Origin of the sequence: Enterococcus sp. ZJ1622, assembly GCF_011038845.1 — a bacterium.
Classification (GTDB): domain Bacteria; phylum Bacillota; class Bacilli; order Lactobacillales; family Enterococcaceae; genus Enterococcus_B.
On sequence record NZ_JAAKDW010000003.1, the window covers coordinates 223,497 to 244,347 of the forward strand.

Below are 20,851 nucleotides of genomic sequence, written 5' to 3' on the forward strand. Positions count from 1 at the left end.
GTAAAAAGAGAAACAAAGCATGAAAAAAATCTCATGCAGCGAATGCTTTTTTTTGTTAAGATAAATTCCAGCAAAGGATAATGGAGGAAAGAACATGATTTTTGCTTATAACAAAGCACACGTCGGTGATACCTTGATGGTCATTCTAGCCGATGATAAAGGAACAGAAAATACTGTAGAACGTAAATGGAATGTCGCACAAGTGAAAGACAGCACTGGTCAGACAGTCGCTTGGAACTTTTTCCATATCTCCGAACATTTGACGATCGAAGGAAATGGACAAGTGTCCTTGACAGAAGAACAAGTATCAGAATTGAATCGTCTGATCAGAGAAGCAGGATTTGAGGAACAGTTAGAAGCAGATAATGAACCGAAAATCGTTGTCGGTTACGTGAGAACTTGCGTACCGCACCCAGATTCAGACCATTTATCGATTACTGAAACAGAAGTAGGGGATGGGGAAGTGCTACAAATCGTATGTGGTGCGCCAAATATCGAAGCTGGGCAGAAAGTCGTGGTTGCAAAACCAGGTGCGATGATGCCTGATGGGATGATGATCTGGCCAGGGACCTTGCGTGGAGTGGACAGTTTCGGGATGATCTGTTCGGCACGCGAATTGCATTTGCCGAATGCACCTGAGAAAAAAGGGATTCTGGTATTGCCAGAAGATGCAGTGGTCGGCGAAGATTTCTTGAATGAAAAAAATAAATAAAAAAAAGACTCGTTGTATCCCTGTTATTCAGGAATACAACGAGTCTTTTTTTTTTGCTTAATTTCCTGATTTACTTTGGTTTTGCTTCAAGGCAGATTGGTCTAGAGTCAATTCAACTGTTGTTGTCTTTTCTTTAGAACCTTCGTAGTAAGTGATCTTCACTGAATCGCCCACTTTTTTCTTGTAAAGCGCTGATTGAAGTTCGACGCCAGAAGAAACTTCAGTGTCATCGATTTTAGTGATGACATCGTATTGTTTCAGCCCAGCTTTTTCAGCAGGGGTAGCTGTTTGGACGTTTGTGACGATCACACCATTCGTGACAGATGAAGGAATCTTCAAAATCTGTTCCTGCTGCTGGGTAGAGACTGCGGACAGATCGACCATTGTGATACCAAGTGCCGGACGTGTCACTTTGCCGTCTTTTTCCAGCTGGTTGATGATATTCACCACATCGTTACTTGGGATCGCAAAGCCCATTCCTTCTACACTGACATTAGAAGAAGATTCGGAAGTACTTGCGATTTTGCTTGAGTTGATCCCGATCACTTGTCCTTCGATATTGACTAATGGTCCTCCAGAGTTCCCTGGGTTGATTGCCGCATCAGTTTGGATCGCATTGATATTGACTGTTTCATTAGATTCGTTGGTACTTGTGACTTGTCGATTCAAGGAAGAAATAATCCCGGAAGTGACAGAGTTCGCATATTCTGAACCTAAAGGCGATCCGATCGCAATCGCTGGTTCACCGACTTTCAACGCGCTCGAGTCACCGAATGAAGCAACTGTGTCGATTTTATCTGATTTGATTTTCAGCACGGCTAAGTCGGAATAAGCATCTGTACCGACTAATTCTGCTTTCACTTTCGTTCCGTCTTTCATCAAGACTTCAAGCCCTTGCTGACCATCCACCACGTGATTATTTGTGACGATATAAGCGGTATCGCCTTCTTTTTTGTAAATCACGCCACTACCTTCGCTGTAAGCTTCCAGATTGCTGTCATCTGAGCTGTTTTCTTCCTGTTGACCGAACAATTGGCCAAAACCGCTTGACTGGCTTTGATTTTGAAGATTGATCACAGAAACAACTGCGTCTTGTACTTTATCTACAGCATTTGTGATATCAGAGTCGACATTGACTTTGACGTTTTCCACAACTGTTTCTCCTGATGAATTCTGGTTTCCGCTCGTGCTAGTTGTAGAGGGACTGCCGGCGCCCATTGCTGCATAAAAAATCCCAGCAGTAATCAATCCGCCGATAATTCCGCCCACAAGGCCTAGCCCCAGTTTGCGAAAAATGCCATTGTTTTTCTTTTTCATTTTTGGTGTCACATCTTTTCTATCCATGTGCTCCTCCTCCATTGTGATTGATCTATAGTAAGTTCACATCTTTTCTATCCATGTGCTCCTCCTCCATTGTGATTGATCTATAGTAAGTATAGTTTTATTCGTTAAGATAAGTCTACTTTTAGACTGTGAAGTTTTTATGAAAAACTTTAGGAAAAATCATTGCTTCCAGATGAAAAAAGAATAAAAGGTGTTTTTCCACAGCATTTGTGTAAAACTCTGGCAATAAACAGAGGAAAAACAAAAACAAAAGTTATCCACAACCTGTGGGTAAAGTGGATAAAATTGTGAGAAACATATGTTTGCTTAAGAAATACTTATGAAATAAGGAACAATAACGCTTGTTTCTGTGGATAAACCTGTGGATGATGTGCATAACTCTGTGGGGAAATCTTTTTAGATAAAAAGAAGAAAGAAACAGGCAAAGAAAGAATATCTTTTATATAATAGAAAAGCAGACAATTACTGAAGGAGAAAAACCATGAATATCAAAATCATTTCTGTTGGGAAATTAAAAGAAAAATACCTGATCCAGGGAATCAATGAATACACCAAACGGCTACAAGCATACGCCAAGATCGAGCTAATCGAAGTCCCAGATGAAAAAGCCCCGGAAAATCTTAGTGAAGCTCAGATGCGCCAAGTCAAAGAAAAAGAAGGCGAACGCATCCTGGCCAAAATCAAAGAACAGGAATATGTCTACGCCTTGGCAATCGAAGGGAAAAATCCGACAAGCGAAACTTTTGCGAAACAGATCGATCAATTAGGTATCCAAGGGAAAAGCCATCTTGTCTTCGTCATTGGCGGCTCCTTGGGACTCAGCGAAGCCGTCATGAAAAGAAGCAACGCCCAAATCTCATTCGGGAAAATGACCTATCCTCATCAGCTGATGCGTCTGATCCTCGTCGAACAAATCTATCGAGCCTTCCGGATCAATGCGGGGGCGCCGTACCATAAGTGAGGTGCTTTTAGGAATAATCAAACATAGCAGCAGAATAAAGAGTATGAGCAGATTCGTTATTATTCTAGATGTTTGTTTGGTATAAAGAATTGAGTGCATGTTATGGAATTCGATTCACGCTTGCCATGATCCTACAATTAAATAAACAATATCAAACAGTCGTATCCAAACCAAAGGATACGACTGTTTTTGTATCAAAAAATAGTGGAATGTAGTCAATAGGATCAAAATCCACTGATTTAAATCTGTCATCTGTTTTCGTATGTTTCATGGGTAAGTGATATAATAAAAGAGAAGTAAGTCGTGTGAGGATTCACAATTTGTTATCACAGACGGAGAAAAAGAACGTTAGATGATCAAAATATGACCAGATAGATGGCGTTCGAACTGGTTGCTGATTTTCTAGAAAGACCTAACTAGCTGCAGGAATAAGTGCTTCTTTGAAGGATAGATTATAGGTATGAAAAATAATTTGAAAAAAGAATTAGGAAAGGTCATCGACTGGAATGAAGTAGATAAAAATTAGTACCTCACAGCAATGCTTAAGGTCTACGTGTCTTGGATTTCTGCTGGCCCTAATTTCAAAAACATTCAGGAGAGACGATCATGAAAAAAATAATTTGGATCACTTCAATTAATACAGATGGTGTATATCCTTTTGGGTATGGAGGGTTAGCAGTTACTCCTCTAACGTCAGTGCATTTGAAAAAAATCCAAAGGGAACTAAAGTCAGCCTTTGAACCGGAATATGAGCTCGAATTTATTAGTTATAACGTAAACAGTCAGGAAATGCCGTTAGCTGATAGGGTCATATACAATGAAAGAGATGAAGTATATATGGATGAAGAAATGAAGAAACACGGGATAAAAATGCCATTTCTACTTTTTTACCAGGGAAAAGTTGAAGAAATAAAAGATTTCATTAAATCCAACTTATAAATCCAAGTTTTATTAGTAAGTCCAAGAAAAATATAAAGTAAATATCTATTAATAGCGTGATGCTGTTATTAAATTCCTCAATGGTGCGTTTGTAAACGAAGCGTCATTGGGGAATTTTTTTCGTCTGGACTGAGGATTTACTGTTATCCCTTGAGAAATAATTCATAAAAATACTAGTATTTTTCTAATAATCATTTGATAAACTAAAGGAGTGGGAGAATAGTCGAAGGGAGACAGTGAATGAAAAAATGGGCTTTATTGATCGTTGGAATGGGGGCTCTGTTAAGCGGATGCACGTCCAATGGAACAAAAGAGGAAACGAATAAGGAAAAAGCAGCATCAACAGCAGAGACCGTAGTGAGCAGTACTCGGTCATCAGAAAAAACAACAGCATCTACTCAATCAGTCGATGCCAGTTCTTCAACAAAAAACAGCGAATCGACATCCGTTGAGTCGAGTGCTTCAACAACAAGCAGTGAAACAGCATCAGCTGGATCTAGTACTTCAACAGAAGTCAGTCAATCAGCAACTGCTAGCAGTGTAGTAGAACAGACTTTATGGAATCCGAACAAATCGGCCCAATTAGCTGCATTCATGTCTTCATGGAGCCAAACGATGGGGCAGCAGTATAAGAGTTATACAAGCCAAATGAATGTGGATTTATACGGTCTTCAGATCCCGCAGGCTATTTTGAATGGAGAATGGACCATGGCAATCGGTGAATCACCTGTATCAGCTGAGTGGTCAGAAAACGGCACTGGCCAAGCAGGTTATCAAATCGTTGCAGTTTATTCTGATGCAGAAACTGAACCGTATCTGAAGAAACATGTGTATCTCTTTGGATTTCAGCAAGGTCAGCCAAAAGTACTGGTGACCCAGCAAAATCAGGGGAATCCAAACAATTATCTTTATTTCAAAGAAACAGAGAACGTAGAATTGAAAAATGGCTATGCTCGTATCGTGAACGGAGAAGCTTAAGTGCGTGAGAAAAAGATATTGAACCGCACATTCGGCCGAATTCTACAAAGAATAGACAAATAAAAAGAGACAAAAAAGGATTTTATGCGTACTTTAGAAAGAAAAGTAACGTAGAATCCTTTTTTTATTTTTAAGAGAAAACAGATAAATAAAACAAGTTATTATAAAATTCAGAAAATTCCACCTATCGTTCTTGTGAATAAAATGGTAAACTGATGTTCAAAATAGAAAGAAGAAAGGGTGTATGGTTTGATTGATAAGTTTTTGAATATGTCGTTTGTCCAGCGAATCATTTGTGGTATGTTAGTCGGTATTATTTTAGGGATCTTTTTGCCCACATGGACATTTATTTCAATACTAGGTACGTTTTTTGTCAGCTGCTTAAAAGCGATCGCACCGATCCTTGTATTTTTGTTGACGATGGCTTCCATTGCCAAACATAAGGTCGGGAATAAAACATTCGTGAAGCCAATTTTAGCTTTGTATCTGTTTGGTACGCTGTTATCTGCTTTTGTTGCTGTGATTATTAGTACATTCATCACTGTGCCTATCACGTTGCAAGAAGCGACTTCGCAGCAGGCACCGCAAAATTTAGAGAGTGTTTTGACGACTATGATCACCAATATCACTCAAAATCCGGTTCAGGCGATCGTTGATTCGAACTATCTTGGTGTTTTGTTCTGGGCCGTTTTATTAGGGCTTGCCTTGCGCACTCGCGCGAAAGAAACGAAAGAATTAGTAGACCAACTGTCGATCGCTCTTTCACATGTAGTCCAGCTCATCATCTCTTTTGCGCCTATCGGTATTTTAGGTTTGGTGTATCAATCGATTGCGACGACAGGGATTTCCGGCTTGGCAGAGTACCTCCAGTTAGTACTTGTGCTAGTAGGGACGATGCTCTTTGTGGCGTTAGTCGTCTATCCTTTCCTTACGTTTTTATTTATCAAAGAAAATCCGTATCCACTGGTCCTGTTTTGTCTGAAAGAAAGTGCACTTCCAGCTTTCTTCACACGAAGTTCTGCGGCGAATATTCCCATCAATATGATGCTGGCCGAACAATTGAAGCTGACGAAAGAGTCCTACGCCATCTCTATTCCGTTAGGTGCAACGATCAACATGGGTGGAGCAGCGATCACCATCACAGTGATGACATTGACCACTGTCCACACGTTAGGGATAGAAGCTTCTTTTGTATTGAAGCTCATTTTATGTGTGTTAGCAGCTTTAGCAGCTTGTGGCGCATCAGGAGTCGCCGGCGGTTCTCTTTTACTCATCCCGCTTGCATGCAGCCTGTTTGGTATCTCAAATGATATCGCGATGCAAGTAGTGGGGATCGGTTTTATCATCGGAGTGATCCAAGATTCTGTTGAAACAGCGTTGAATTCTTCTAGCGATTTGTTATTCACAGCAGTGGGAGAGCTAGGGGCGAGAAAAAGAAACGGTGAAGACATCGGTTTGAAGGGTCGATTGAAAGAATTACGATAATCTATTATAAAAAAGTTGCCGAATGTGAAAAATATGGATCCAGCCAATACTTGATAAATCAATCAAGTGTCTCCCTGTCAAATAAGCATCAAGTCGTTTATAATAACATCTGTAGTATCATGTGTGAGTTCAATGGAGGCATCTTATGGAATTTGTACGTAAATATGGTTTTTATTTTTTGCTTTTAGGGGTTATGAGCGACTTTTTGACACCTTACATTCTAGGATTCTTTTATCCAAAGTTGGATCAGATGACTGATGTGATCAGTGTATTTGGCGATGTGGATAGCCCGGTGCGAAAGGCATTTCTGATTTGGTCAGTGGTCTCAGGTATGTTCTTCTTGTTCTCTTTGCCTACTTTGTATCAGATCTTTTCAGGGATTTCCCGTCCGCTTGCCAGTTTACTTACAGCGGCGATCGGTTTTTATGGCTTGGGTGATTGTATTTTTACCGGGTTGTTCAGTATCAATACGAATGAAGCCACTTGGAATGTTTCGACTTGGGTGCATAATATCGGTTCGGGATTAGGCTATAGCGGTTTTCTGCTATTTCCGGTATTGCTGTTTCTTTTGTACCGTAAAGACGGGCAGTACGCATTCAGTCAGTTTTATTTGATATTGACTGTGATCAGTTTGGTATTTGCTGTGATTTACGGACTGGCAAGGATCCCTTCGATCAATCAGTTGCCGATACTGAATAAAATAGGATTTTGCCAGAGAATCAGCTTTTTCTTCAATTATGTGCCAATCGCCTGTTTAAGTATCTGGCAAATAAGAAGATGAACAAAAGAATATGTGTTTCGCGCAGTCTCTCAGCAAGTTCGCTGATTGGCTGCGTTTTTGCGTATAATAAATAAAGAAGTGTTCAGCTTTTCTCCATTTGGCTAAAGAAAGCGTCCTTTGTTTGTGCTACAATCATAAGATAATGAACGAAATAATGAGCAACAGCTAAAGGAGCAAAAAAGGTAAATGCGAAATATCAAATTAACGATCGAATATGACGGAAAGAGATACTCAGGTTGGCAAAGACTGGGTGATGACGACAAAACGATCCAAGGGAAAATCGAGAAAATACTGACACAGATGACAGGCGAGACCATCGAGATCATCGGTTCAGGACGTACAGATGCCGGTACCCATGCAAGAGGGCAAGTAGCGAATTTCAAAACAAACGCAGAGATGGGACGACCGGAAATGCTTGAATTCATGAATCGTTATCTGCCAAGGGATATCGTGGTAAAAAAAATCGAAGAGATGCCTGAGCGCTTCCATGCTAGATATAATGCAAAAGGGAAAAAATATAGCTATTATGTTTGGAACAATAAGATTCCTTCTGCTTTTGAACGGAATCACAGTTTTTATTTTCCGCAAGAACTGGATATGGCTAAATTGACTGCTGCTTGCGAAAAATTGACTGGTACGCATGATTTCATCGGATTTTCTGCTCTCAAAAAATCAAAGAAATCTACCGTGCGTACTATTGAAGAGTTGTCTGTCGAACGAGAAGGAGAAATGCTTCATTTTACCTTTGTCGGAGACGGTTTTTTGTATAAAATGGTCCGGATCATCATGGGAACATTGCTAGAAATCGGGACAGGCGCCATGAAATTAGAAGTGATCGATGAAGTATTTGAAAACAAAGTACGCCAGCATGCAGGAGAAACCGTTCCAGCACAAGGCTTGTTTTTAGATGAAGTGTATTATCGTTGATTAATAATCAGAATCGACCGATCTTTGAAGGCTGGAGGTTACTCCAACTTTTGGAGGTCGGTTTTTTGTTATCTGTTTTTTAAACTACCTTGAAGAGAGTTTGTCGCTTATTTACTTGTTTTATGATAAGTTACAGTAAAGTTGCTAATCTGATACGCTTCACAAAGGAGGGCTCTCCATGGATAATGAAAAAGCACTCACACCGATTCTTTATAACCTCATCTTGAATCCGAACACAAGAGAGTGGGAACGAAAAGTACTCACTCGAGCAAAAGAGCGTTTGGCTGAAAACAGATCTGTCGCTGACGCCTTTGTAAAATTAGAAGCAGAGCTGCGGCCACTTGCGCTTCGAAATAATTTGACCCCAGATGTCATGGATTTCTACTCGCTTCTTACTGGTGAGACAAGTGATGAAGCAACATATGATTTTTCGAAACATATACTGGAAGATCCTATTCATCAGGAAAAAGCCGTTTTTTCGGGAGGCTGTTTTTGGTGTATGGTGGAGCCGTTTGAAACGAAGCGGGGGATCGTATCTGTATTATCCGGTTATACAGGTGGCCTGATAGAAAACCCGAACTACGATCAAGTAAGCGGCGGATACACAGGACATGTGGAAGCTGTCGAGATCATTTTTGACACACGAGTGATCAGTTATGAGGAAATAGTAGCGATTTATTGGCAGGTAACAGATCCAACCGATGCATTTGGTCTGTCATGTTAATTTTCATTTGTTGATTTAGCGCCTTTTAGGAGCTTTTTTTTAACTTTTGACTACCCCTTTGACTACCATTTTATAAATCCATGTACCTTAAGAATTTCTCTGCACTTTCTTTTTCTGCTTCTTTAGTAACGTGGGTATAGATTTCTAGTGTTGTATTTATATTGGTATGACCTAGTCTTTCTTGAACCTGTTTGATACTTGCTCCAGCTTCGAATAATAGAGAAGCGTGAGTATGTCTAAATCCATGTGGAGTAATATTATATTGAGGATATTTTCTTAATGTTTCATTCAAAAATGCATTATGAATGAGTTTGTTGCTATTACTAGAAAATATCAATTGTTTTTCGTCAGATTTGATTGGTATTCCACGAGAAAGCAAGAGCTTCTTTTGTTCTAACTTCCATTGTTTTAATAAAGAAATTGTGGACTTGTCTACAGAAATTATCCTTGTGGACTTATTTGTTTTGGTAGACGTGATATAAGGATTTCCATTCAAATAATATCCTGTTTTATTGATAGATAAAGTTTGGTTAGTAAAATCTATATCACTCCATGTAAGAGAGACTAGTTCTCCTTTTCGAAGTCCTGTGTAAGCTAGGACATGGAACATTGTGTAAATACTGAAATTCTCTTGCTGTTTTACTATTCCTAAAAAATCTTTTAATTGGTAACGATCTAAAAAGTTTTCTTTCTTTGCTTTTTGATGATTTCTTTTTCTAGGGACTAAAATATTATCCATTGGATTTGAAGAAATAAGATTGAGTGACATTGCATAAGTAAAAACCTTTTTAGTGTAACTTCTGAGACGAGTAGGGGCATTTTCTTCATTCCACTCATTTACTATTTTTTGACAGATTGCTGTATTTATTTTATTAATTCTCATATGACCGAATTTAGGCAATATCTGATTATTGAATAGATATTGAACTCTTTGAACGCTCGATTCTTTTACGGTATTTTTATAGTTAGCAAACCATAATTCATAAACTTCTTTAAATGTGCTATAATCTTTTTTGGAAAAACTATTAGATTCTATTTCTATTTGAAGCTGAGCTAGTGCAAGCTTGGCTTCTTTTTGTGTTTTAAATCCTCGTCTAGTAGTGCGTTTCTTTTTCCCAGTTATTGGATCAACGCCTATATATGCCTGAAACATATAGGCTGTTGATCCATCTTTTTTTGTGTATTTTTTTATTGTAGTCATTTTAAATTCCTCCTTAAATCATGATCTATTTCCATTCATTTCTATCTACTTCCAAGTAAAAATATCAATTAGGTAGTTTTTTATTGGAAATTAACGGAAGTGAGCGGAATTTTATTCTTGCTTTTTTTCACGTTACACTATAATATAAACATATAGATAAGCGTTTAGTAATGTACGCCACAGAAACATTATTGAGACAATAGCATTTCACAATGTATGCCAAGAAACATTGTAGTTATAATTGCGTTTAGTAATGTACGCCACAGAAACATTACAGTTAGTCTCTTTGGATTTTTTCAAAGAGACTTTTTTTATTTAGGAGGTAAGATGAAAGAACGAGGAATGTACTTTGGAAAAGATAGTATCTATCAAAAAATTAGAGAAGTTGGTGGTGTCTGGAACGACAACAAACAACGACCTATTGTTTGTTTGATAAAATCTACCGAACATGATTCTTTGTATTGGGCCATACCTGTTGGCAATTGGAAACACAGAAATAATGAAGCACAACAGAGAATTATTAGTTATATGAATCGTCCTAAGCGTGATATTGCTTCTTGTTTTTACCATGTTGGGAATACAACTACAAAATCAATCTTCTTTATAAGTGATGTAATACCGATTACAGAGAACTATATAGAAAGAGAATATGTCCAATATAATGGGATTACTCAGTATGTTATAAAGAATAAAAAATTATTATCAGAACTTGAAAGAAAACTCTTTAGGATATTGGCTTTTGAAAATAGTAAGCCTAATTACTTTAGGCAACATATTACAGATTTAAAAAATAATCTTTTAAAAGAATTAACTCAGTGTTAATTCTTTTTTGTTTCTAAGTGTTATTCCAATTCTATCTCCAAAATACTGTTGTCAAATGATTCTAAAATCTCGTTTTTTTCTATAAAATCAATCCATTCTTGATATCCATTGTATTTTGGAATTCCTAAATGTGATTTAAGTTTTTGATAGGTATTTGTCACGATCTTTTTCCATTCTTCTTCGCCAGTACGAATTATTTTATCATCATCCCACTTTTTTGTTTTTCCAGTTCGTTTACTATTTTTTGATATTTGATAGTCTTTCCATTTAGTCAAAAATATATGTTTTGAGTTAGAATTATTCTCTAACCATTCGCTGAATTCTTGATACTGCATGTTTTTCTCCTTTCGAATGTATGTTCTTATTGAGCTTTAAAGAAAAGCCCGAAGGCTTTTCACATTTTAGCCAATGATAAATATTTGTTTTTCATCGGCTAAATTAAAGATACTTTATTAGTGTTCTAATGGGACTTTAAATGATAAGGAACCTTCAAAATCCAACGAAAAATCATTAGAATAATCAATTTCAATTTCATTCATATCTTTCAGATCACTATTCATTTCAAACCACATTGTTGATTGTGATGCCTTTCCACCGGAGCTGACTTCTGTTTGGCCATGCATATATCCTAAATCTTTACCAGCAATCCCATTAGTATCATAAGCTGAAAGGAATTGAGATTTAACAGACATGGCTTTAGGATAATTATAATTTTTATATTCATAGACAACTTCAATTAAATTGTTGTGTTCTTCGTTAGTTAAGACAGAATCTGGACTAGTAGAAGTAGTTGTTGCTTTAAGTATTTTTAGACTATAAATATTGTTACCTTGATCGTCTTTTAAAATTGCTTCTTCATTCAGACCATATGTCTTTTTTTGAGATAAATCTGTCTCAGTTCTTGAGGAAGTTGTCGATTCTATTGTTTTTTTCGAATCATTGATTTGTGATTTTAATTCACTGTTTTCTTTACGTAAACTATCAATTGTTTTTTGTGCATTTGAATCAGTAGAACTCGCTGTATTTCCACATGCTCCTAATATTATGCTACTAAAAACTAATCCCAAAATTATTTTTTTCAATTTAAACTTTGACTCCTTAATAAGTAAGAACTACCACTAACTTTATTGAATAGTTCTTACTACAATAAATATTCTTAATATTAACCTCTTTTACATAATGTATATCCTTGAGCTTCTGCATCTTGTTTTGATATCGGTGCGATCGAGTTTGCATTATTAAGCCCAGGACAATTAGGATTTAGATGATACTTCGTTCCGTGTTCAGGAGCTATATAAACTGTTTCCTGATTATTTTGTTGCTGAGCTTGAGCAGTGGCATGGTCTTGAGCTGCCTGTGCTTGTTTTTGCTGTTCCGCTTGAGCAGCAGCTTGTCTAGCTTGTTCCTGAGCAATTGCTTGTTGTCTTTGTTCTTCAGCTACTCTAGCAGCTTCAGCTTGGGCTGCTTCATTTGCTTTGATTGTAGAATCAACACTAGCTAATCGATCGGATAGTGATTGATTTCCATCAGGTATTGCTTGGATAGCAGAAAGGGCTGAATTATAGTTATCTCTAGTCGGGTTGGTTTCAGCTTGGGCAAGAATAGTTTCAGCAGCAGCAGTCTTTTGAGATATTTCAGCTTTTTTTTGTTCTTCTGCTTTACGTTCCTCTTCTTGTTGTTTCTCAGCTTCTTCTTTAGCTTTTTGTTCCTCAAGTTTCTTTTTCGCCGCTTCTTGAGCTTGTTTTTTCTTTTCAGCTATTTCTTTAATTTTTTGTTCTTCTTTTGCTTTACTTTCAGAAGAAGTATCCAGCGTTTTTGAGCTGCTTATTGTTGTACTACTTTGAGAAGATGCGTGATGAGTGTTGCTGCATGCACCTAGACTAAGAGCTATTCCTAGAGACAGTATAGAAGTAAGTAATTTGTTTTTCATAAGTTCCTCCTCCGCCAGTCCAAATTATTTTCTTTCAGATATTAAAATCTAAGAATTATGGACTTAGATTTCCGTATATAATTTATTTATCATTCGTAATATACGGGCGAGGAAACTCACTGTATTTTTTATGTATCGATCTGTGTTTGGGGGCACAGATCGATTTTATTTTTAAATGAATTTAACAGCAGTGCCATATGCAACGACTGATTGCATATCTTGACCTATTGAACCAGAATCAAAACGCATCATTACAACAGCATCTGCACCTAATTTTTCAGCACTTTCTTTTAATCGATCTAGCGCGATGTTTCTTGCTTCTTCTTGCATCTCTGTATAAGCTCTAATCTCGCCACCGACAATATTCTTAAAACTAGCACCAAGGTTTTTAAAAACATTTTTAGATTGGGTTGTTAAACCGAATACCTCTCCAATAATTGAATAGTTTTGTGAGGGAATCCTTTCCGTAGTTGTTATTAACAAAATATTTACCTCCTTCGCCAGTCCAAAATATTTTCTTTCAGACATTAAAATCTAAGAATTATGGACTTGGCTTTCCGTATATAATATTTTTATCATTCGTAATATACGGCTGAGGAAACTCGCTGTATGTAGGCGGCTTGTGCCATCAACACAAGCCGCTTTTTGCTTTTAGATAAAGCAAAACCCGAAAGTTTATTCTAAAATAAGTCACTGTGTGTTCCAGTTTCAATTAACAGAAGAACAAGTTCATCTTCTAATATTTGATATATGAGTAGCCAATCTGGTTTAATATGCAATTCTTTAAAGCCAGAATAGTTACCAACTAAATTGTGATTTTTATATTTTTGGGGTAGTTCTTGCCGAGTTTGTAATAACTCAACAACTTCTTGTAAGTCTTTTTCTTTATAGCCCATTTTTAACGCTTTTTTTAGTTGTTTTTTGAAACGATTTGTATAACGTAGCTTTAATTTATTCATTGATTGATCTCATCATTTCTTCAAAAGAATCAAAATCATCAGAAGTTTTATTTTGGTTAACCTCATTAAGTGCTTGGTCTAAATCTATTTTAAATTCTTTTTGTAAAGTCAGAGTATAGATATATTCGATGACTAGATTAAGTTCTTCTGAATCTAAGTTGCTGATTAATTGTGTAATTTCTTCTGTTTTGTCCATTTTACATAACCACCTTTCCAACGATTCTGAATTCATCATTTTCAGTAACAATAATATCTTTATATTTTTTATTCAGTGATTCTAATCTAACATCACCGTTTTCGAACCAAATTCGTTTTAAAAATGCTTCGCCGTTTAAAATAGCAACACCAATTTTTCCACTAAATATATCTAACTGTTTTTTTACAAAAACATACTCACCGTTATGAAAAGTAGGCTCCATAGAATCACCATTTACGCTTAAACAAAAATCTGCTTCAGTTGGTATTTGTTCAATAGGTAATTCTATTTCTTCACAAGTTTCATCTGTTAAAAACTCACCTGTTCCTGCTGATACGGGGCCACACCACTTTGTTGTTCCGTAAATTGTTTCTTCTTCTTTTTTCTTTCTAAACTGTTCTAAAGAAGTGAGAGGATTATTTTTTTGTTTAGTTTCACACTTTTGTTCTTTTAGTTGAGATTCTACAAAATCGTAAACTTTTTGTTGTCGAGGTGGGGTGAGTTGAGAAGAAGTTTCATTGATTAGAGATAGTAGAGAGCTTTTCTTTTTTTCTACCTCGAATCCCATTAACCACGGTTCGCTAACACCTAAAGTTTTGGCTAATAAAACTAATTTCTGTTGATCAGGGTTAGATTTACCACTAACATATTGAGATAAAGCGCTTTTTCCCATTTTAACCCCTAATTTTTTTTGAAATGGCAAAGATTTATTTAGAATATCTATTTGTTTTAAATTTTGCTCTCTCATAATTTGTTTTAATCTTGTTGAAGTATTTTCTCTCATAAATCTATTCACCACCTTTTGTTTGTATTATATATAGTATTGAACTTAAATTCAACAAAAAAAGTTCAAAAAAATTAAACTTTTTTTGTTGACAAGCAAATTTCAAGGAGGTAAGATATAAATATAAAGTTCAAGTTATTTGAACAAAAAAGAGAGGGGTGACCAGTATGTCTTTTGATTATTCGAAGTTGACAGGTAAAATTATTGAGTTATATAAAACTCAACATAATTTTTCGATTGCTATTGGATTATCGGAAAGAAGTTTGTCTTTAAAATTGAATAATAAAGTTAGATGGAAAGACACAGATATTAAGAAGGCATGTGAATTGCTTGGTATCGATGATGAAGATGTAGGCGAATATTTTTTTAAGCAGAGAGTTCAAGTTGTTTGAACAAAGGGCGTACCAGTTGAAAGATTAAAATTATCTTTTTACTAACGATGTCAAACAACCAGCGTGAGGAGGTGAGAGAAGATGAAAAAGTTTGAAGAAAGAGTAATCGAGTCTAGAAATAGTATTGAAAACTTAATTGATGACTTGGTAAATGAAACTTTAGAAATTTTTGATACGTATGAAGAAGCTATAAACACGATACGTCAATTAAAGTTTAGTTTCACTGGAAGTGTAGGTCATCTGATAATTGAAGAATCCATCGAAAGAATAAAGAAATTAGCTTTAAAAAATGCCGCTAAATAAATAGCAACAAGATTGTTAACAGTATAGTAGGAGGTGAGAAAGAATGATAAGCAAAGAAACACGTGATTCTATTGAAAAATTCATTAATGAGTATTTTAACTCTAATAAAAAGAAAAGCCCTGCAATGATTTGGGCTATTGCAAAGCTAATTCGAAGTATTGCATTTTAATCTTTGATTCGAATCCAACTAACTGTAGATAGATTAATTATTCGACTAGTATTGTCTGCATAATTATCTGTTTTAACTTGAATATAATTTTTGTCATTTGGTAGTGCATTAATTAAAGAATCTGCAGAAAATTGGACATCTTTATCAAAAACAAATGTCACTCTTTTTTGATTTAATAAAGCGTTTATGATTGTTTGTTTCATTTTATTTGTCACTCCTTTTTAGTTATTTCAGCGGACCACTCACTGATAAGGAAATTTTAGCAAAAGAAATGAATGAAAATCAACAGCGTAGGAGGTGTACTCGTGGAAACATCAAGCGAATTAGCAGGATTGATTGAAAAGCTAATTGAAGAAAAAGTAGATGAAAAAATACAAGTACTAGAAGCTACTTATTTTGCAAAGGCTAAGCAAACTCTTTTTACCATAAGGGAACTAGCTGATAAATGGGGGTGTTCAGAAAAAACAGTTGATATTTATTTAAAGCAAGGGAGAGTTGAACCAGTTGATAAAAGAGGTCGATGCTACCTGTACGATTTAGCCGAAGCTGAAAAAGCAAAGCAAAATTATACTAAAAAAGTTTTGTTTGATCAAAAGCTAAATTATCGTATGAGAGCTATGTAAATTCTACACTCACCACTTCCGAAAAGAGGAGTTGCAATTTCCTTCAAAAACTACAAAAAACACAGCACATATACCTACTTGCATGGGCAACTCCTCTTCTTGGAGGTGGTGACGGTGAGAGACGAAGGAGGGATAACATGGAGGACATAGTTATTAAAGTTGATTTGCAAAAATTAAAGAAGTTGATCAAACAAGCTGAAGAGCAAGCTGACCAACTTCAAAAGACTTTAGATGAGATTAATGAAATTAGAAACCTAATCTCTTAGTTACCCATTCTGAACCAGCAGCAGACTTCATATCTTCCCAGGATTCAAAGTCTGTATTGGAGCTAACGAAATTATCTAATTCATTGTCGTCGATTGATTCTATATCAGAAAAATCAAATCCAGATTTTTCAATAAAATCATCAATATTAGAAAAATTAGTATTTTCAATCATAAATTTTTCATTGAAAAGCTCATCGAATGGTACAGAATGTTCACCATCTAATTCCTTAGCGTTTTTAGATAATTGATTTAGATTTTTCTGTAAATCATCAAGTCCATTTAATTCAAACTTCATTATGTTTCACCTCCATTTCTAAAAATATTTTATCAAATAGAAATGGAGAAATTCAATAAACGAAAGGAGGAATCGAATGACGTTACAAGAGCATCAACGCTTGATGCAAAAACTAAATCAGGAATATCACAAAGATGTGAAACCTGATTTGTTAGGTAATCAATGGCGTGAACGTCAGAAGAAGTGGCAAGAAATAAAAAAAGACCGATCAACGAGTGCAATCGCTAATCGGCAACAAACAAATTATACCTAAGGAGATTTTATCACATGAACGAAAAAATTGAAAATCTTATTGAAGAATTGATGATAATTTGTCACGAAGAAAATATTGGTTTAGCTGTCACTGCAGTAGATGGACAGGGAGAGATTATCAAAGCAGAAACTGGACCAGCAAAATTGGTTGTTACAGGTGTGCTTGAACAATATAAATGGGCTCAAGATGAATTGGCAAAAACATCTTGTGATTGTGCTGAGTGTACAAAATTAAAACACCAGTTTGGAGTGGCTGATGGAATTTCTGCAGACCATACCTTTGTTATTAATAGCGAGGAAGATTTCGCTGATGTGATGACCCGTATTCTCAAGGGGGAATTTCAATGAAAAAGACACGAATTAATGTGAAAGGAGCATATGCCCTCATTGGTGTGGGTATGTGCTTCGCCACAATTAATATTTTCTATGGTTGGATTTACTTCATTACTTTAGGTTTGACGTATCTTGCCAACTCTACACTTAAGGAGTGACAAAAGAATGAAAGAGTTAGCAAACTTAGACAGCTATTTAACGAGTGAAAGTTGGGGAGTTCCTCAATATGAAGCACCAATCGATGAGGAGGATGAAGATGAGTCATTTTGAAGGCCATGATTTGGAATGGATCACGAAAAAAATCGAGGAATTGGAGCAAGCGAAGAAACATCGGCTTAATCAATACGATCTTGAAATTGCACAGATAACAGAAAGAAAGAATCGTGTATGTGCAGATTTACAAAAAGAAATTGATGAAGCTGTCGCTATCCAAAGACAGTTGATGGGAAATGCAGAACTAGTAGAAACCAAAAGCTTTGTTTTGACGATGAAGCCTGTAGATTTGCGTAAGCCATCGCAATTTAAATTACAACCATCAAAAGTAAAAGAAGAGAAAGAACAATTTATTCAATACCTTCGAAACGAACATCCTGAATTGGTTAAAGAATCAACTGAATACAAACCAAAGAAACTAGACATCAAGAAGTTGATTGCTGACGGTGTGTTTCAACTAACGGATGATCTTCGAGTAATAGATGAGAATGGTTGTTATATTCCAAATCTAACAGTTGATATCAAAGAGCCAGAAGTGAAAGTGAAGGTGAAAAGTTAAATTGAATAATGAAGTAGCAATACAAAAGAATAGCGCTATGGACATGGTTATGGGAGCTGATTTAGATAAAGTTACGAAACAACTCCAAGCCATCGCTAATTTTCAAAATGTTGTCCAAAATAACTTGAAGAGTGGACAAGATTTTGGTGTGATACCTGGAACTAATAAACCTACTCTACTGAAGCCTGGTGCGGAAAAAATACAAATGTTGTTTGGAGTAACAAGTGAATATGAAGAAATCGAGCGAATTCAAGATTATGACAACGGATTTTTTGCTTATACGATCAAATGCACACTATCAAAAGATGGAATGAAAATAACTGAAGGTATGGGGCATTGTAATACCAAAGAAAAAAAATACATCAAACAAGATCCGTTTACCTTGGCTAACACGTGTCTCAAAATGGCTAAGAAAAGGGCACAAATAGATGCCACATTAACGATTGCTAGTTTATCTGAAGTATTCACACAGGATATGGAAGATTTACAAGATTTTTCAGAGCGAGAACAAATGGAAACAATGAATAAACAAGATGCGTTAGCAATGAAGGTAACATTTGGTAAATATAAAGGACGCACTCTTGGAGAAATAGTGAAAGAAGATCGTTCGTATATAGAATGGTTAGCGAAAAATGCGAAACAAGAGGCTATGAAAAAAGCATCAGACATTCTTTTAAATGATCGTCTAGAACAACAAACTTCAATACCTCTTGTAACGAACGAGCAAATAGAGGAGATTTGTACTTTAGCAGATGTGATTGCTAAGGCAAATAATCTTTCACAAGAAGAAGTAATCAAAGCTTATGGAATTGATGATCTTAAACAAATTAATGAAGTGACTGGAAAAGATTTGATCAGACGTTTAAGTGACAAAGTTTCTTCATTGATGCCAAAAGAAGAGAACAAACAGGAAGAATTATTTGATGATATGAATCCTCATTTTGAGGGAAAAGAAGTAGATATTTCAGATGATGACCTTCCCTTTTGATCAACAAACGACATTATTTGATTCAATGAATCCACCACTATAGCGAGAGAGTTCTCTCTCGCTTATCTAAGGAGGTGATAGTGTGGCAAGACCAACAAAAGAAGGTCTTGATTATTTTCCTCTTGATGTTGATGTTTTCGAAGATGAAAAAATAGAGGCTATTGCTGGGGAGTTTGGCATAAAAGGAGAAATTGCGGTAATCAAACTGCTTTGTGCGATATACAAAAAAGGATATTTCATTCTGTGGAATGATTTAACGCAAGCTACTCTTTTAAAACGCCTGCCCGGAGTAAGTAAGGAAATGCTCAATCAAATAGTGAACCGCTTAGTCATATGGGGATTTTTTGATAAAAAACTGTTTGACTCGGTCGAGGTGCTTACGAGTGAGAATATCCAAGCCACATACTTTGAAGCAACAAAAAGAAGGAAATCACCAAAACCAACTAAGTACGTAATTAATGCAAACAATAATACACAAGATGAAAGAGTTAATGATGACATTAATCCCCAAAGTAAAGTAAAGGAAAGTAAAGTAAATAAAATAAAAGATTATGAAGAAGATATAGGCGTGTACGAGTTCATTCAAAAAAGCTGGGGAAAACCACCTACTGGCGTTTTGCAAGGAGCATTAGGTCCATGGATTCGTGACTGGGGATCAGAAATTGTTTTGTTTGCTTTTCAATCCGCTTATGAGAATAGCGTGGAAATGTACGGTCTAAAAAAATACGTGGATAAAATCTTTACTACGTGGAAGTCAAATAACGTTTCTACACTACAGGATGCAATCAAAGCGAAAGAAGATTGGGAAGCGAAGAAGAACAAAAAGATTTTTTCCAACTCTCAACCTAGAACACGTAAAGAGCCTATTCCTAATTGGCTTGATGATCCAGAAGGATATAACAAACGCAAAGAAGAAGAGCTAAAACGTGGATACGAAGATGTGCCATTTTGAGAGGAGGATGTGACGAATGGATTACTTAGACATTATACATCGTTTAGAGAAAATCACCACGACAGAGTCAGCAAAACAAGATTTACGGCTAGCTTACAGAGGAATTCGAGATGAAAAAGTAAATCAAATTCCAGAGGAACAAGCAAAAGAGCGATTTGTTTATTATATGCGTCCGTATTTCATTTTTCAGCTCTATCCTCGGTTGTATCGTGAAAAAAGATGGCTCGGGTTAACATTCGATGACTATCTTAAAGGCATTCATAAAGCTTTGGAAAAACATGGCAAAGGAGCGATAGCATAGGTGGGACAGCCAAAACAAACAGGTGGGACACCTAAGAAAAGGCCGAGATTTTCCCTTGATGACGAGACGATAGAACAACTTAATTGGATGCATGAGGAAGATGTTAAGAAAGTAAAACATCGAATCTATCCGTCGGATACATTGAAGAAAATCATTAACGAAGCGTATACAGTGCGCAGAGCATTTAGAAATTAGGTATTGGAGGTTTGAACGTGGCATACGTTGTAAAAGCAATGTGTTATGTCGATTCAGAAGGATATGGAGTCCCTGATTTGAAAAAGGCAAATCGATATAACACAAAAGAAATGGCCGAACTAGCCGCTTATGTAAGTAATGGTGAAGTGGTAGAAGTGAAAGATTATTCTAAGAATCCTAATACCAATAAACAATCTAAAAAATTTGAGCAGGAAAAAAGGAAACAAGCTAAATCTAATCAGGCTTGGATGAAAAAGAGGTGAATCA

33 protein-coding genes and 1 pseudogene are annotated in these 20,851 nt (G+C 36.2%); 23 read left to right on the forward strand and 11 right to left on the reverse strand.

Annotated elements, in window-relative coordinates:
- Nucleotides 1–94 precede the first annotated feature (94 nt).
- Nucleotides 95–712: a YtpR family tRNA-binding protein gene (ytpR, locus tag G7Y42_RS04320; protein WP_165004412.1), complete on the forward strand. Its 618-nt coding sequence runs from the start codon at nt 95–97 to the stop codon at nt 710–712.
- A 57-nt stretch (nt 713–769) separates the two neighbouring features.
- On the opposite strand, the gene G7Y42_RS04325 is transcribed toward ytpR, so the two are convergent.
- Complete coding sequence (locus G7Y42_RS04325) at nt 770–2,056, reverse strand: trypsin-like peptidase domain-containing protein (RefSeq protein WP_165004414.1); 1,287 nt, start codon at nt 2,054–2,056, stop codon at nt 770–772.
- Between the two features lie 481 nt (nt 2,057–2,537).
- Between G7Y42_RS04325 and rlmH the strand changes: the two genes are divergently transcribed.
- The 7 genes and pseudogenes from rlmH to G7Y42_RS04360 all read left to right on the forward strand — a co-directional run.
- On the forward strand, nt 2,538–3,017 hold the full coding sequence (gene rlmH / locus G7Y42_RS04330) for a 23S rRNA (pseudouridine(1915)-N(3))-methyltransferase RlmH (protein ID WP_165004417.1): 480 nt from the start codon (nt 2,538–2,540) through the stop codon (nt 3,015–3,017).
- A 606-nt stretch (nt 3,018–3,623) separates the two neighbouring features.
- Entirely contained in the window at nt 3,624–3,956 is a 333-nt protein-coding gene (locus tag G7Y42_RS04335) for a hypothetical protein (RefSeq protein ID WP_165004420.1), read from the forward strand.
- A 240-nt stretch (nt 3,957–4,196) separates the two neighbouring features.
- Complete coding sequence (locus tag G7Y42_RS04340) at nt 4,197–4,934, forward strand: DUF4767 domain-containing protein (protein ID WP_165004422.1); 738 nt, start codon at nt 4,197–4,199, stop codon at nt 4,932–4,934.
- A 249-nt stretch (nt 4,935–5,183) separates the two neighbouring features.
- On the forward strand, nt 5,184–6,419 hold the full coding sequence (gene sstT / locus G7Y42_RS04345) for a serine/threonine transporter SstT (RefSeq protein ID WP_165004424.1): 1,236 nt from the start codon (nt 5,184–5,186) through the stop codon (nt 6,417–6,419).
- A 145-nt stretch (nt 6,420–6,564) separates the two neighbouring features.
- Entirely contained in the window at nt 6,565–7,200 is a 636-nt protein-coding gene (locus G7Y42_RS04350) for a DUF998 domain-containing protein (RefSeq protein WP_165004426.1), read from the forward strand.
- A gap of 186 nt (nt 7,201–7,386) precedes the next feature.
- Nucleotides 7,387–8,127 carry a tRNA pseudouridine(38-40) synthase TruA gene (truA, locus tag G7Y42_RS04355; protein WP_165004428.1) on the forward strand — a complete coding sequence of 247 codons (741 nt, stop codon included), beginning with the start codon at nt 7,387–7,389 and terminating at the stop codon, nt 8,125–8,127.
- A 178-nt stretch (nt 8,128–8,305) separates the two neighbouring features.
- A pseudogene (locus G7Y42_RS04360) lies at nt 8,306–8,839 on the forward strand (peptide-methionine (S)-S-oxide reductase); the annotation flags it as partial.
- A gap of 82 nt (nt 8,840–8,921) precedes the next feature.
- Here the strand turns inward: G7Y42_RS04360 and G7Y42_RS04365 are convergent.
- Nucleotides 8,922–10,052, reverse strand: coding sequence for a site-specific integrase (locus G7Y42_RS04365; protein ID WP_165004432.1), 1,131 nt, complete (start codon nt 10,050–10,052; stop codon nt 8,922–8,924).
- Between the two features lie 327 nt (nt 10,053–10,379).
- On the opposite strand from G7Y42_RS04365, the gene G7Y42_RS04370 reads away from it, so the two are divergent.
- The gene (locus tag G7Y42_RS04370; protein ID WP_126344283.1) at nt 10,380–10,874 is read left to right on the forward strand and encodes a hypothetical protein; all 495 of its coding nucleotides are present in this window, start codon (nt 10,380–10,382) and stop codon (nt 10,872–10,874) included.
- Nucleotides 10,875–10,894: 20 nt separating this feature from the next.
- On the opposite strand, the gene G7Y42_RS04375 is transcribed toward G7Y42_RS04370, so the two are convergent.
- The 7 genes from G7Y42_RS04375 to G7Y42_RS04405 all read right to left on the reverse strand — a co-directional run bounded on the left by G7Y42_RS04375 (nt 10,895) and on the right by G7Y42_RS04405 (nt 14,743).
- Nucleotides 10,895–11,209, reverse strand: a complete 315-nt coding sequence (locus G7Y42_RS04375) for a hypothetical protein (protein ID WP_126344280.1) — start codon at nt 11,207–11,209, stop codon at nt 10,895–10,897.
- Nucleotides 11,210–11,326: 117 nt separating this feature from the next.
- Nucleotides 11,327–11,956 carry a hypothetical protein gene (locus G7Y42_RS04380; protein ID WP_165004434.1) on the reverse strand — a complete coding sequence of 210 codons (630 nt, stop codon included), beginning with the start codon at nt 11,954–11,956 and terminating at the stop codon, nt 11,327–11,329.
- An 80-nt stretch (nt 11,957–12,036) separates the two neighbouring features.
- Nucleotides 12,037–12,804 carry a hypothetical protein gene (locus G7Y42_RS04385; RefSeq protein ID WP_241161906.1) on the reverse strand — a complete coding sequence of 256 codons (768 nt, stop codon included), beginning with the start codon at nt 12,802–12,804 and terminating at the stop codon, nt 12,037–12,039.
- A 171-nt stretch (nt 12,805–12,975) separates the two neighbouring features.
- Nucleotides 12,976–13,332, reverse strand: coding sequence for a heavy metal-binding domain-containing protein (locus tag G7Y42_RS04390; protein WP_206215437.1), 357 nt, complete (start codon nt 13,330–13,332; stop codon nt 12,976–12,978).
- A 152-nt stretch (nt 13,333–13,484) separates the two neighbouring features.
- Entirely contained in the window at nt 13,485–13,763 is a 279-nt protein-coding gene (locus G7Y42_RS04395) for a type II toxin-antitoxin system YafQ family toxin (RefSeq protein WP_165004439.1), read from the reverse strand.
- Nucleotides 13,756–13,959, reverse strand: coding sequence for a hypothetical protein (locus tag G7Y42_RS04400; protein WP_165004442.1), 204 nt, complete (start codon nt 13,957–13,959; stop codon nt 13,756–13,758). The genes G7Y42_RS04395 and G7Y42_RS04400 overlap by 8 nt, the downstream gene beginning before the upstream one ends.
- Nucleotide 13,960: 1 nt before the next feature.
- Nucleotides 13,961–14,743, reverse strand: a complete 783-nt coding sequence (locus tag G7Y42_RS04405; protein ID WP_165004444.1) for a S24 family peptidase — start codon at nt 14,741–14,743, stop codon at nt 13,961–13,963.
- A gap of 167 nt (nt 14,744–14,910) precedes the next feature.
- On the opposite strand from G7Y42_RS04405, the gene G7Y42_RS04410 reads away from it, so the two are divergent.
- From G7Y42_RS04410 to G7Y42_RS15130, 3 genes are all read left to right on the forward strand, one after another.
- Nucleotides 14,911–15,135, forward strand: coding sequence for a DUF739 family protein (locus tag G7Y42_RS04410; protein ID WP_165004446.1), 225 nt, complete (start codon nt 14,911–14,913; stop codon nt 15,133–15,135).
- Between the two features lie 81 nt (nt 15,136–15,216).
- Nucleotides 15,217–15,438 carry a hypothetical protein gene (locus G7Y42_RS04415; protein ID WP_165004448.1) on the forward strand — a complete coding sequence of 74 codons (222 nt, stop codon included), beginning with the start codon at nt 15,217–15,219 and terminating at the stop codon, nt 15,436–15,438.
- Nucleotides 15,439–15,481: 43 nt separating this feature from the next.
- A complete protein-coding gene (locus G7Y42_RS15130) occupies nt 15,482–15,607 on the forward strand; it encodes a hypothetical protein (RefSeq protein ID WP_277424418.1) in 126 nt (41 codons plus the stop codon).
- Here the strand turns inward: G7Y42_RS15130 and G7Y42_RS04420 are convergent.
- Nucleotides 15,604–15,810 carry a hypothetical protein gene (locus tag G7Y42_RS04420; protein WP_165004450.1) on the reverse strand — a complete coding sequence of 69 codons (207 nt, stop codon included), beginning with the start codon at nt 15,808–15,810 and terminating at the stop codon, nt 15,604–15,606. The two genes, G7Y42_RS15130 and G7Y42_RS04420, sit on opposite strands and share 4 nt — an antisense overlap.
- Before the next feature lie 102 nt (nt 15,811–15,912).
- Here G7Y42_RS04420 and G7Y42_RS04425 point away from each other — a divergent pair, with 102 nt between their 5' ends.
- Both G7Y42_RS04425 and G7Y42_RS15135 read left to right on the forward strand, forming a co-directional pair.
- Nucleotides 15,913–16,230 carry a MerR family transcriptional regulator gene (locus G7Y42_RS04425; protein ID WP_165004452.1) on the forward strand — a complete coding sequence of 106 codons (318 nt, stop codon included), beginning with the start codon at nt 15,913–15,915 and terminating at the stop codon, nt 16,228–16,230.
- 137 nt (nt 16,231–16,367) lie between these two features.
- On the forward strand, nt 16,368–16,496 hold the full coding sequence (locus G7Y42_RS15135; protein WP_270217522.1) for a hypothetical protein: 129 nt from the start codon (nt 16,368–16,370) through the stop codon (nt 16,494–16,496).
- On the opposite strand, the gene G7Y42_RS04430 is transcribed toward G7Y42_RS15135, so the two are convergent.
- A complete protein-coding gene (locus G7Y42_RS04430; RefSeq protein ID WP_161440378.1) occupies nt 16,477–16,791 on the reverse strand; it encodes a hypothetical protein in 315 nt (104 codons plus the stop codon). The two genes, G7Y42_RS15135 and G7Y42_RS04430, sit on opposite strands and share 20 nt — an antisense overlap.
- Nucleotides 16,792–16,867: 76 nt before the next feature.
- On the opposite strand from G7Y42_RS04430, the gene G7Y42_RS04435 reads away from it, so the two are divergent.
- The 9 genes from G7Y42_RS04435 (at nt 16,868) to G7Y42_RS04475 (ending at nt 20,847) form a co-directional block, all read left to right on the forward strand.
- Nucleotides 16,868–17,044 carry a hypothetical protein gene (locus G7Y42_RS04435; RefSeq protein WP_165004454.1) on the forward strand — a complete coding sequence of 59 codons (177 nt, stop codon included), beginning with the start codon at nt 16,868–16,870 and terminating at the stop codon, nt 17,042–17,044.
- A 14-nt stretch (nt 17,045–17,058) separates the two neighbouring features.
- Nucleotides 17,059–17,391 (forward strand): hypothetical protein, encoded by a 333-nt coding sequence (locus G7Y42_RS04440; protein WP_165004456.1) that lies wholly within the window; start codon nt 17,059–17,061, stop codon nt 17,389–17,391.
- Entirely contained in the window at nt 17,388–17,534 is a 147-nt protein-coding gene (locus tag G7Y42_RS04445; RefSeq protein ID WP_165004458.1) for a hypothetical protein, read from the forward strand. The genes G7Y42_RS04440 and G7Y42_RS04445 overlap by 4 nt, the downstream gene beginning before the upstream one ends.
- Before the next feature lie 98 nt (nt 17,535–17,632).
- A complete protein-coding gene (locus G7Y42_RS04450; RefSeq protein WP_165004460.1) occupies nt 17,633–18,148 on the forward strand; it encodes a hypothetical protein in 516 nt (171 codons plus the stop codon).
- Nucleotide 18,149: 1 nt separating this feature from the next.
- The gene (locus G7Y42_RS04455; RefSeq protein ID WP_165004462.1) at nt 18,150–19,136 is read left to right on the forward strand and encodes a hypothetical protein; all 987 of its coding nucleotides are present in this window, start codon (nt 18,150–18,152) and stop codon (nt 19,134–19,136) included.
- A gap of 82 nt (nt 19,137–19,218) precedes the next feature.
- A complete protein-coding gene (locus G7Y42_RS04460; RefSeq protein ID WP_165004464.1) occupies nt 19,219–20,088 on the forward strand; it encodes a Lin1244/Lin1753 domain-containing protein in 870 nt (289 codons plus the stop codon).
- Nucleotides 20,089–20,104: 16 nt separating this feature from the next.
- Nucleotides 20,105–20,389: a hypothetical protein gene (locus tag G7Y42_RS04465; protein ID WP_165004466.1), complete on the forward strand. Its 285-nt coding sequence runs from the start codon at nt 20,105–20,107 to the stop codon at nt 20,387–20,389.
- Nucleotides 20,390–20,584, forward strand: a complete 195-nt coding sequence (locus G7Y42_RS04470) for a hypothetical protein (RefSeq protein WP_165004468.1) — start codon at nt 20,390–20,392, stop codon at nt 20,582–20,584.
- Nucleotides 20,585–20,601: 17 nt separating this feature from the next.
- Nucleotides 20,602–20,847 (forward strand): hypothetical protein, encoded by a 246-nt coding sequence (locus tag G7Y42_RS04475; RefSeq protein ID WP_165004470.1) that lies wholly within the window; start codon nt 20,602–20,604, stop codon nt 20,845–20,847.
- Nucleotides 20,848–20,851: the final 4 nt, after the last annotated feature.

Coding starts and splice junctions, on each gene's coding strand:
- ytpR (WP_165004412.1), top strand. CDS start 95: ATGATTTTTGCTTATAACAAAGCACACGTCGGTGATACCTTGATGGTC.
- G7Y42_RS04325 (WP_165004414.1), bottom strand. CDS start 2,056: ATGGATAGAAAAGATGTGACACCAAAAATGAAAAAGAAAAACAATGGC.
- rlmH (WP_165004417.1), top strand. CDS start 2,538: ATGAATATCAAAATCATTTCTGTTGGGAAATTAAAAGAAAAATACCTG.
- G7Y42_RS04335 (WP_165004420.1), top strand. CDS start 3,624: ATGAAAAAAATAATTTGGATCACTTCAATTAATACAGATGGTGTATAT.
- G7Y42_RS04340 (WP_165004422.1), top strand. CDS start 4,197: ATGAAAAAATGGGCTTTATTGATCGTTGGAATGGGGGCTCTGTTAAGC.
- G7Y42_RS04350 (WP_165004426.1), top strand. CDS start 6,565: ATGGAATTTGTACGTAAATATGGTTTTTATTTTTTGCTTTTAGGGGTT.
- truA (WP_165004428.1), top strand. CDS start 7,387: ATGCGAAATATCAAATTAACGATCGAATATGACGGAAAGAGATACTCA.
- G7Y42_RS04365 (WP_165004432.1), bottom strand. CDS start 10,052: ATGACTACAATAAAAAAATACACAAAAAAAGATGGATCAACAGCCTAT.
- G7Y42_RS04370 (WP_126344283.1), top strand. CDS start 10,380: ATGAAAGAACGAGGAATGTACTTTGGAAAAGATAGTATCTATCAAAAA.
- G7Y42_RS04375 (WP_126344280.1), bottom strand. CDS start 11,209: ATGCAGTATCAAGAATTCAGCGAATGGTTAGAGAATAATTCTAACTCA.
- G7Y42_RS04385 (WP_241161906.1), bottom strand. CDS start 12,804: ATGAAAAACAAATTACTTACTTCTATACTGTCTCTAGGAATAGCTCTT.
- G7Y42_RS04390 (WP_206215437.1), bottom strand. CDS start 13,332: ATGTCTGAAAGAAAATATTTTGGACTGGCGAAGGAGGTAAATATTTTG.
- G7Y42_RS04395 (WP_165004439.1), bottom strand. CDS start 13,763: ATGAATAAATTAAAGCTACGTTATACAAATCGTTTCAAAAAACAACTA.
- G7Y42_RS04400 (WP_165004442.1), bottom strand. CDS start 13,959: ATGGACAAAACAGAAGAAATTACACAATTAATCAGCAACTTAGATTCA.
- G7Y42_RS04405 (WP_165004444.1), bottom strand. CDS start 14,743: ATGAGAGAAAATACTTCAACAAGATTAAAACAAATTATGAGAGAGCAA.
- G7Y42_RS04410 (WP_165004446.1), top strand. CDS start 14,911: ATGTCTTTTGATTATTCGAAGTTGACAGGTAAAATTATTGAGTTATAT.
- G7Y42_RS04415 (WP_165004448.1), top strand. CDS start 15,217: ATGAAAAAGTTTGAAGAAAGAGTAATCGAGTCTAGAAATAGTATTGAA.
- G7Y42_RS15130 (WP_277424418.1), top strand. CDS start 15,482: ATGATAAGCAAAGAAACACGTGATTCTATTGAAAAATTCATTAATGAG.
- G7Y42_RS04420 (WP_165004450.1), bottom strand. CDS start 15,810: ATGAAACAAACAATCATAAACGCTTTATTAAATCAAAAAAGAGTGACA.
- G7Y42_RS15135 (WP_270217522.1), top strand. CDS start 16,368: ATGGAGGACATAGTTATTAAAGTTGATTTGCAAAAATTAAAGAAGTTG.
- G7Y42_RS04430 (WP_161440378.1), bottom strand. CDS start 16,791: ATGAAGTTTGAATTAAATGGACTTGATGATTTACAGAAAAATCTAAAT.
- G7Y42_RS04435 (WP_165004454.1), top strand. CDS start 16,868: ATGACGTTACAAGAGCATCAACGCTTGATGCAAAAACTAAATCAGGAA.
- G7Y42_RS04440 (WP_165004456.1), top strand. CDS start 17,059: ATGAACGAAAAAATTGAAAATCTTATTGAAGAATTGATGATAATTTGT.
- G7Y42_RS04445 (WP_165004458.1), top strand. CDS start 17,388: ATGAAAAAGACACGAATTAATGTGAAAGGAGCATATGCCCTCATTGGT.
- G7Y42_RS04450 (WP_165004460.1), top strand. CDS start 17,633: ATGAGTCATTTTGAAGGCCATGATTTGGAATGGATCACGAAAAAAATC.
- G7Y42_RS04465 (WP_165004466.1), top strand. CDS start 20,105: ATGGATTACTTAGACATTATACATCGTTTAGAGAAAATCACCACGACA.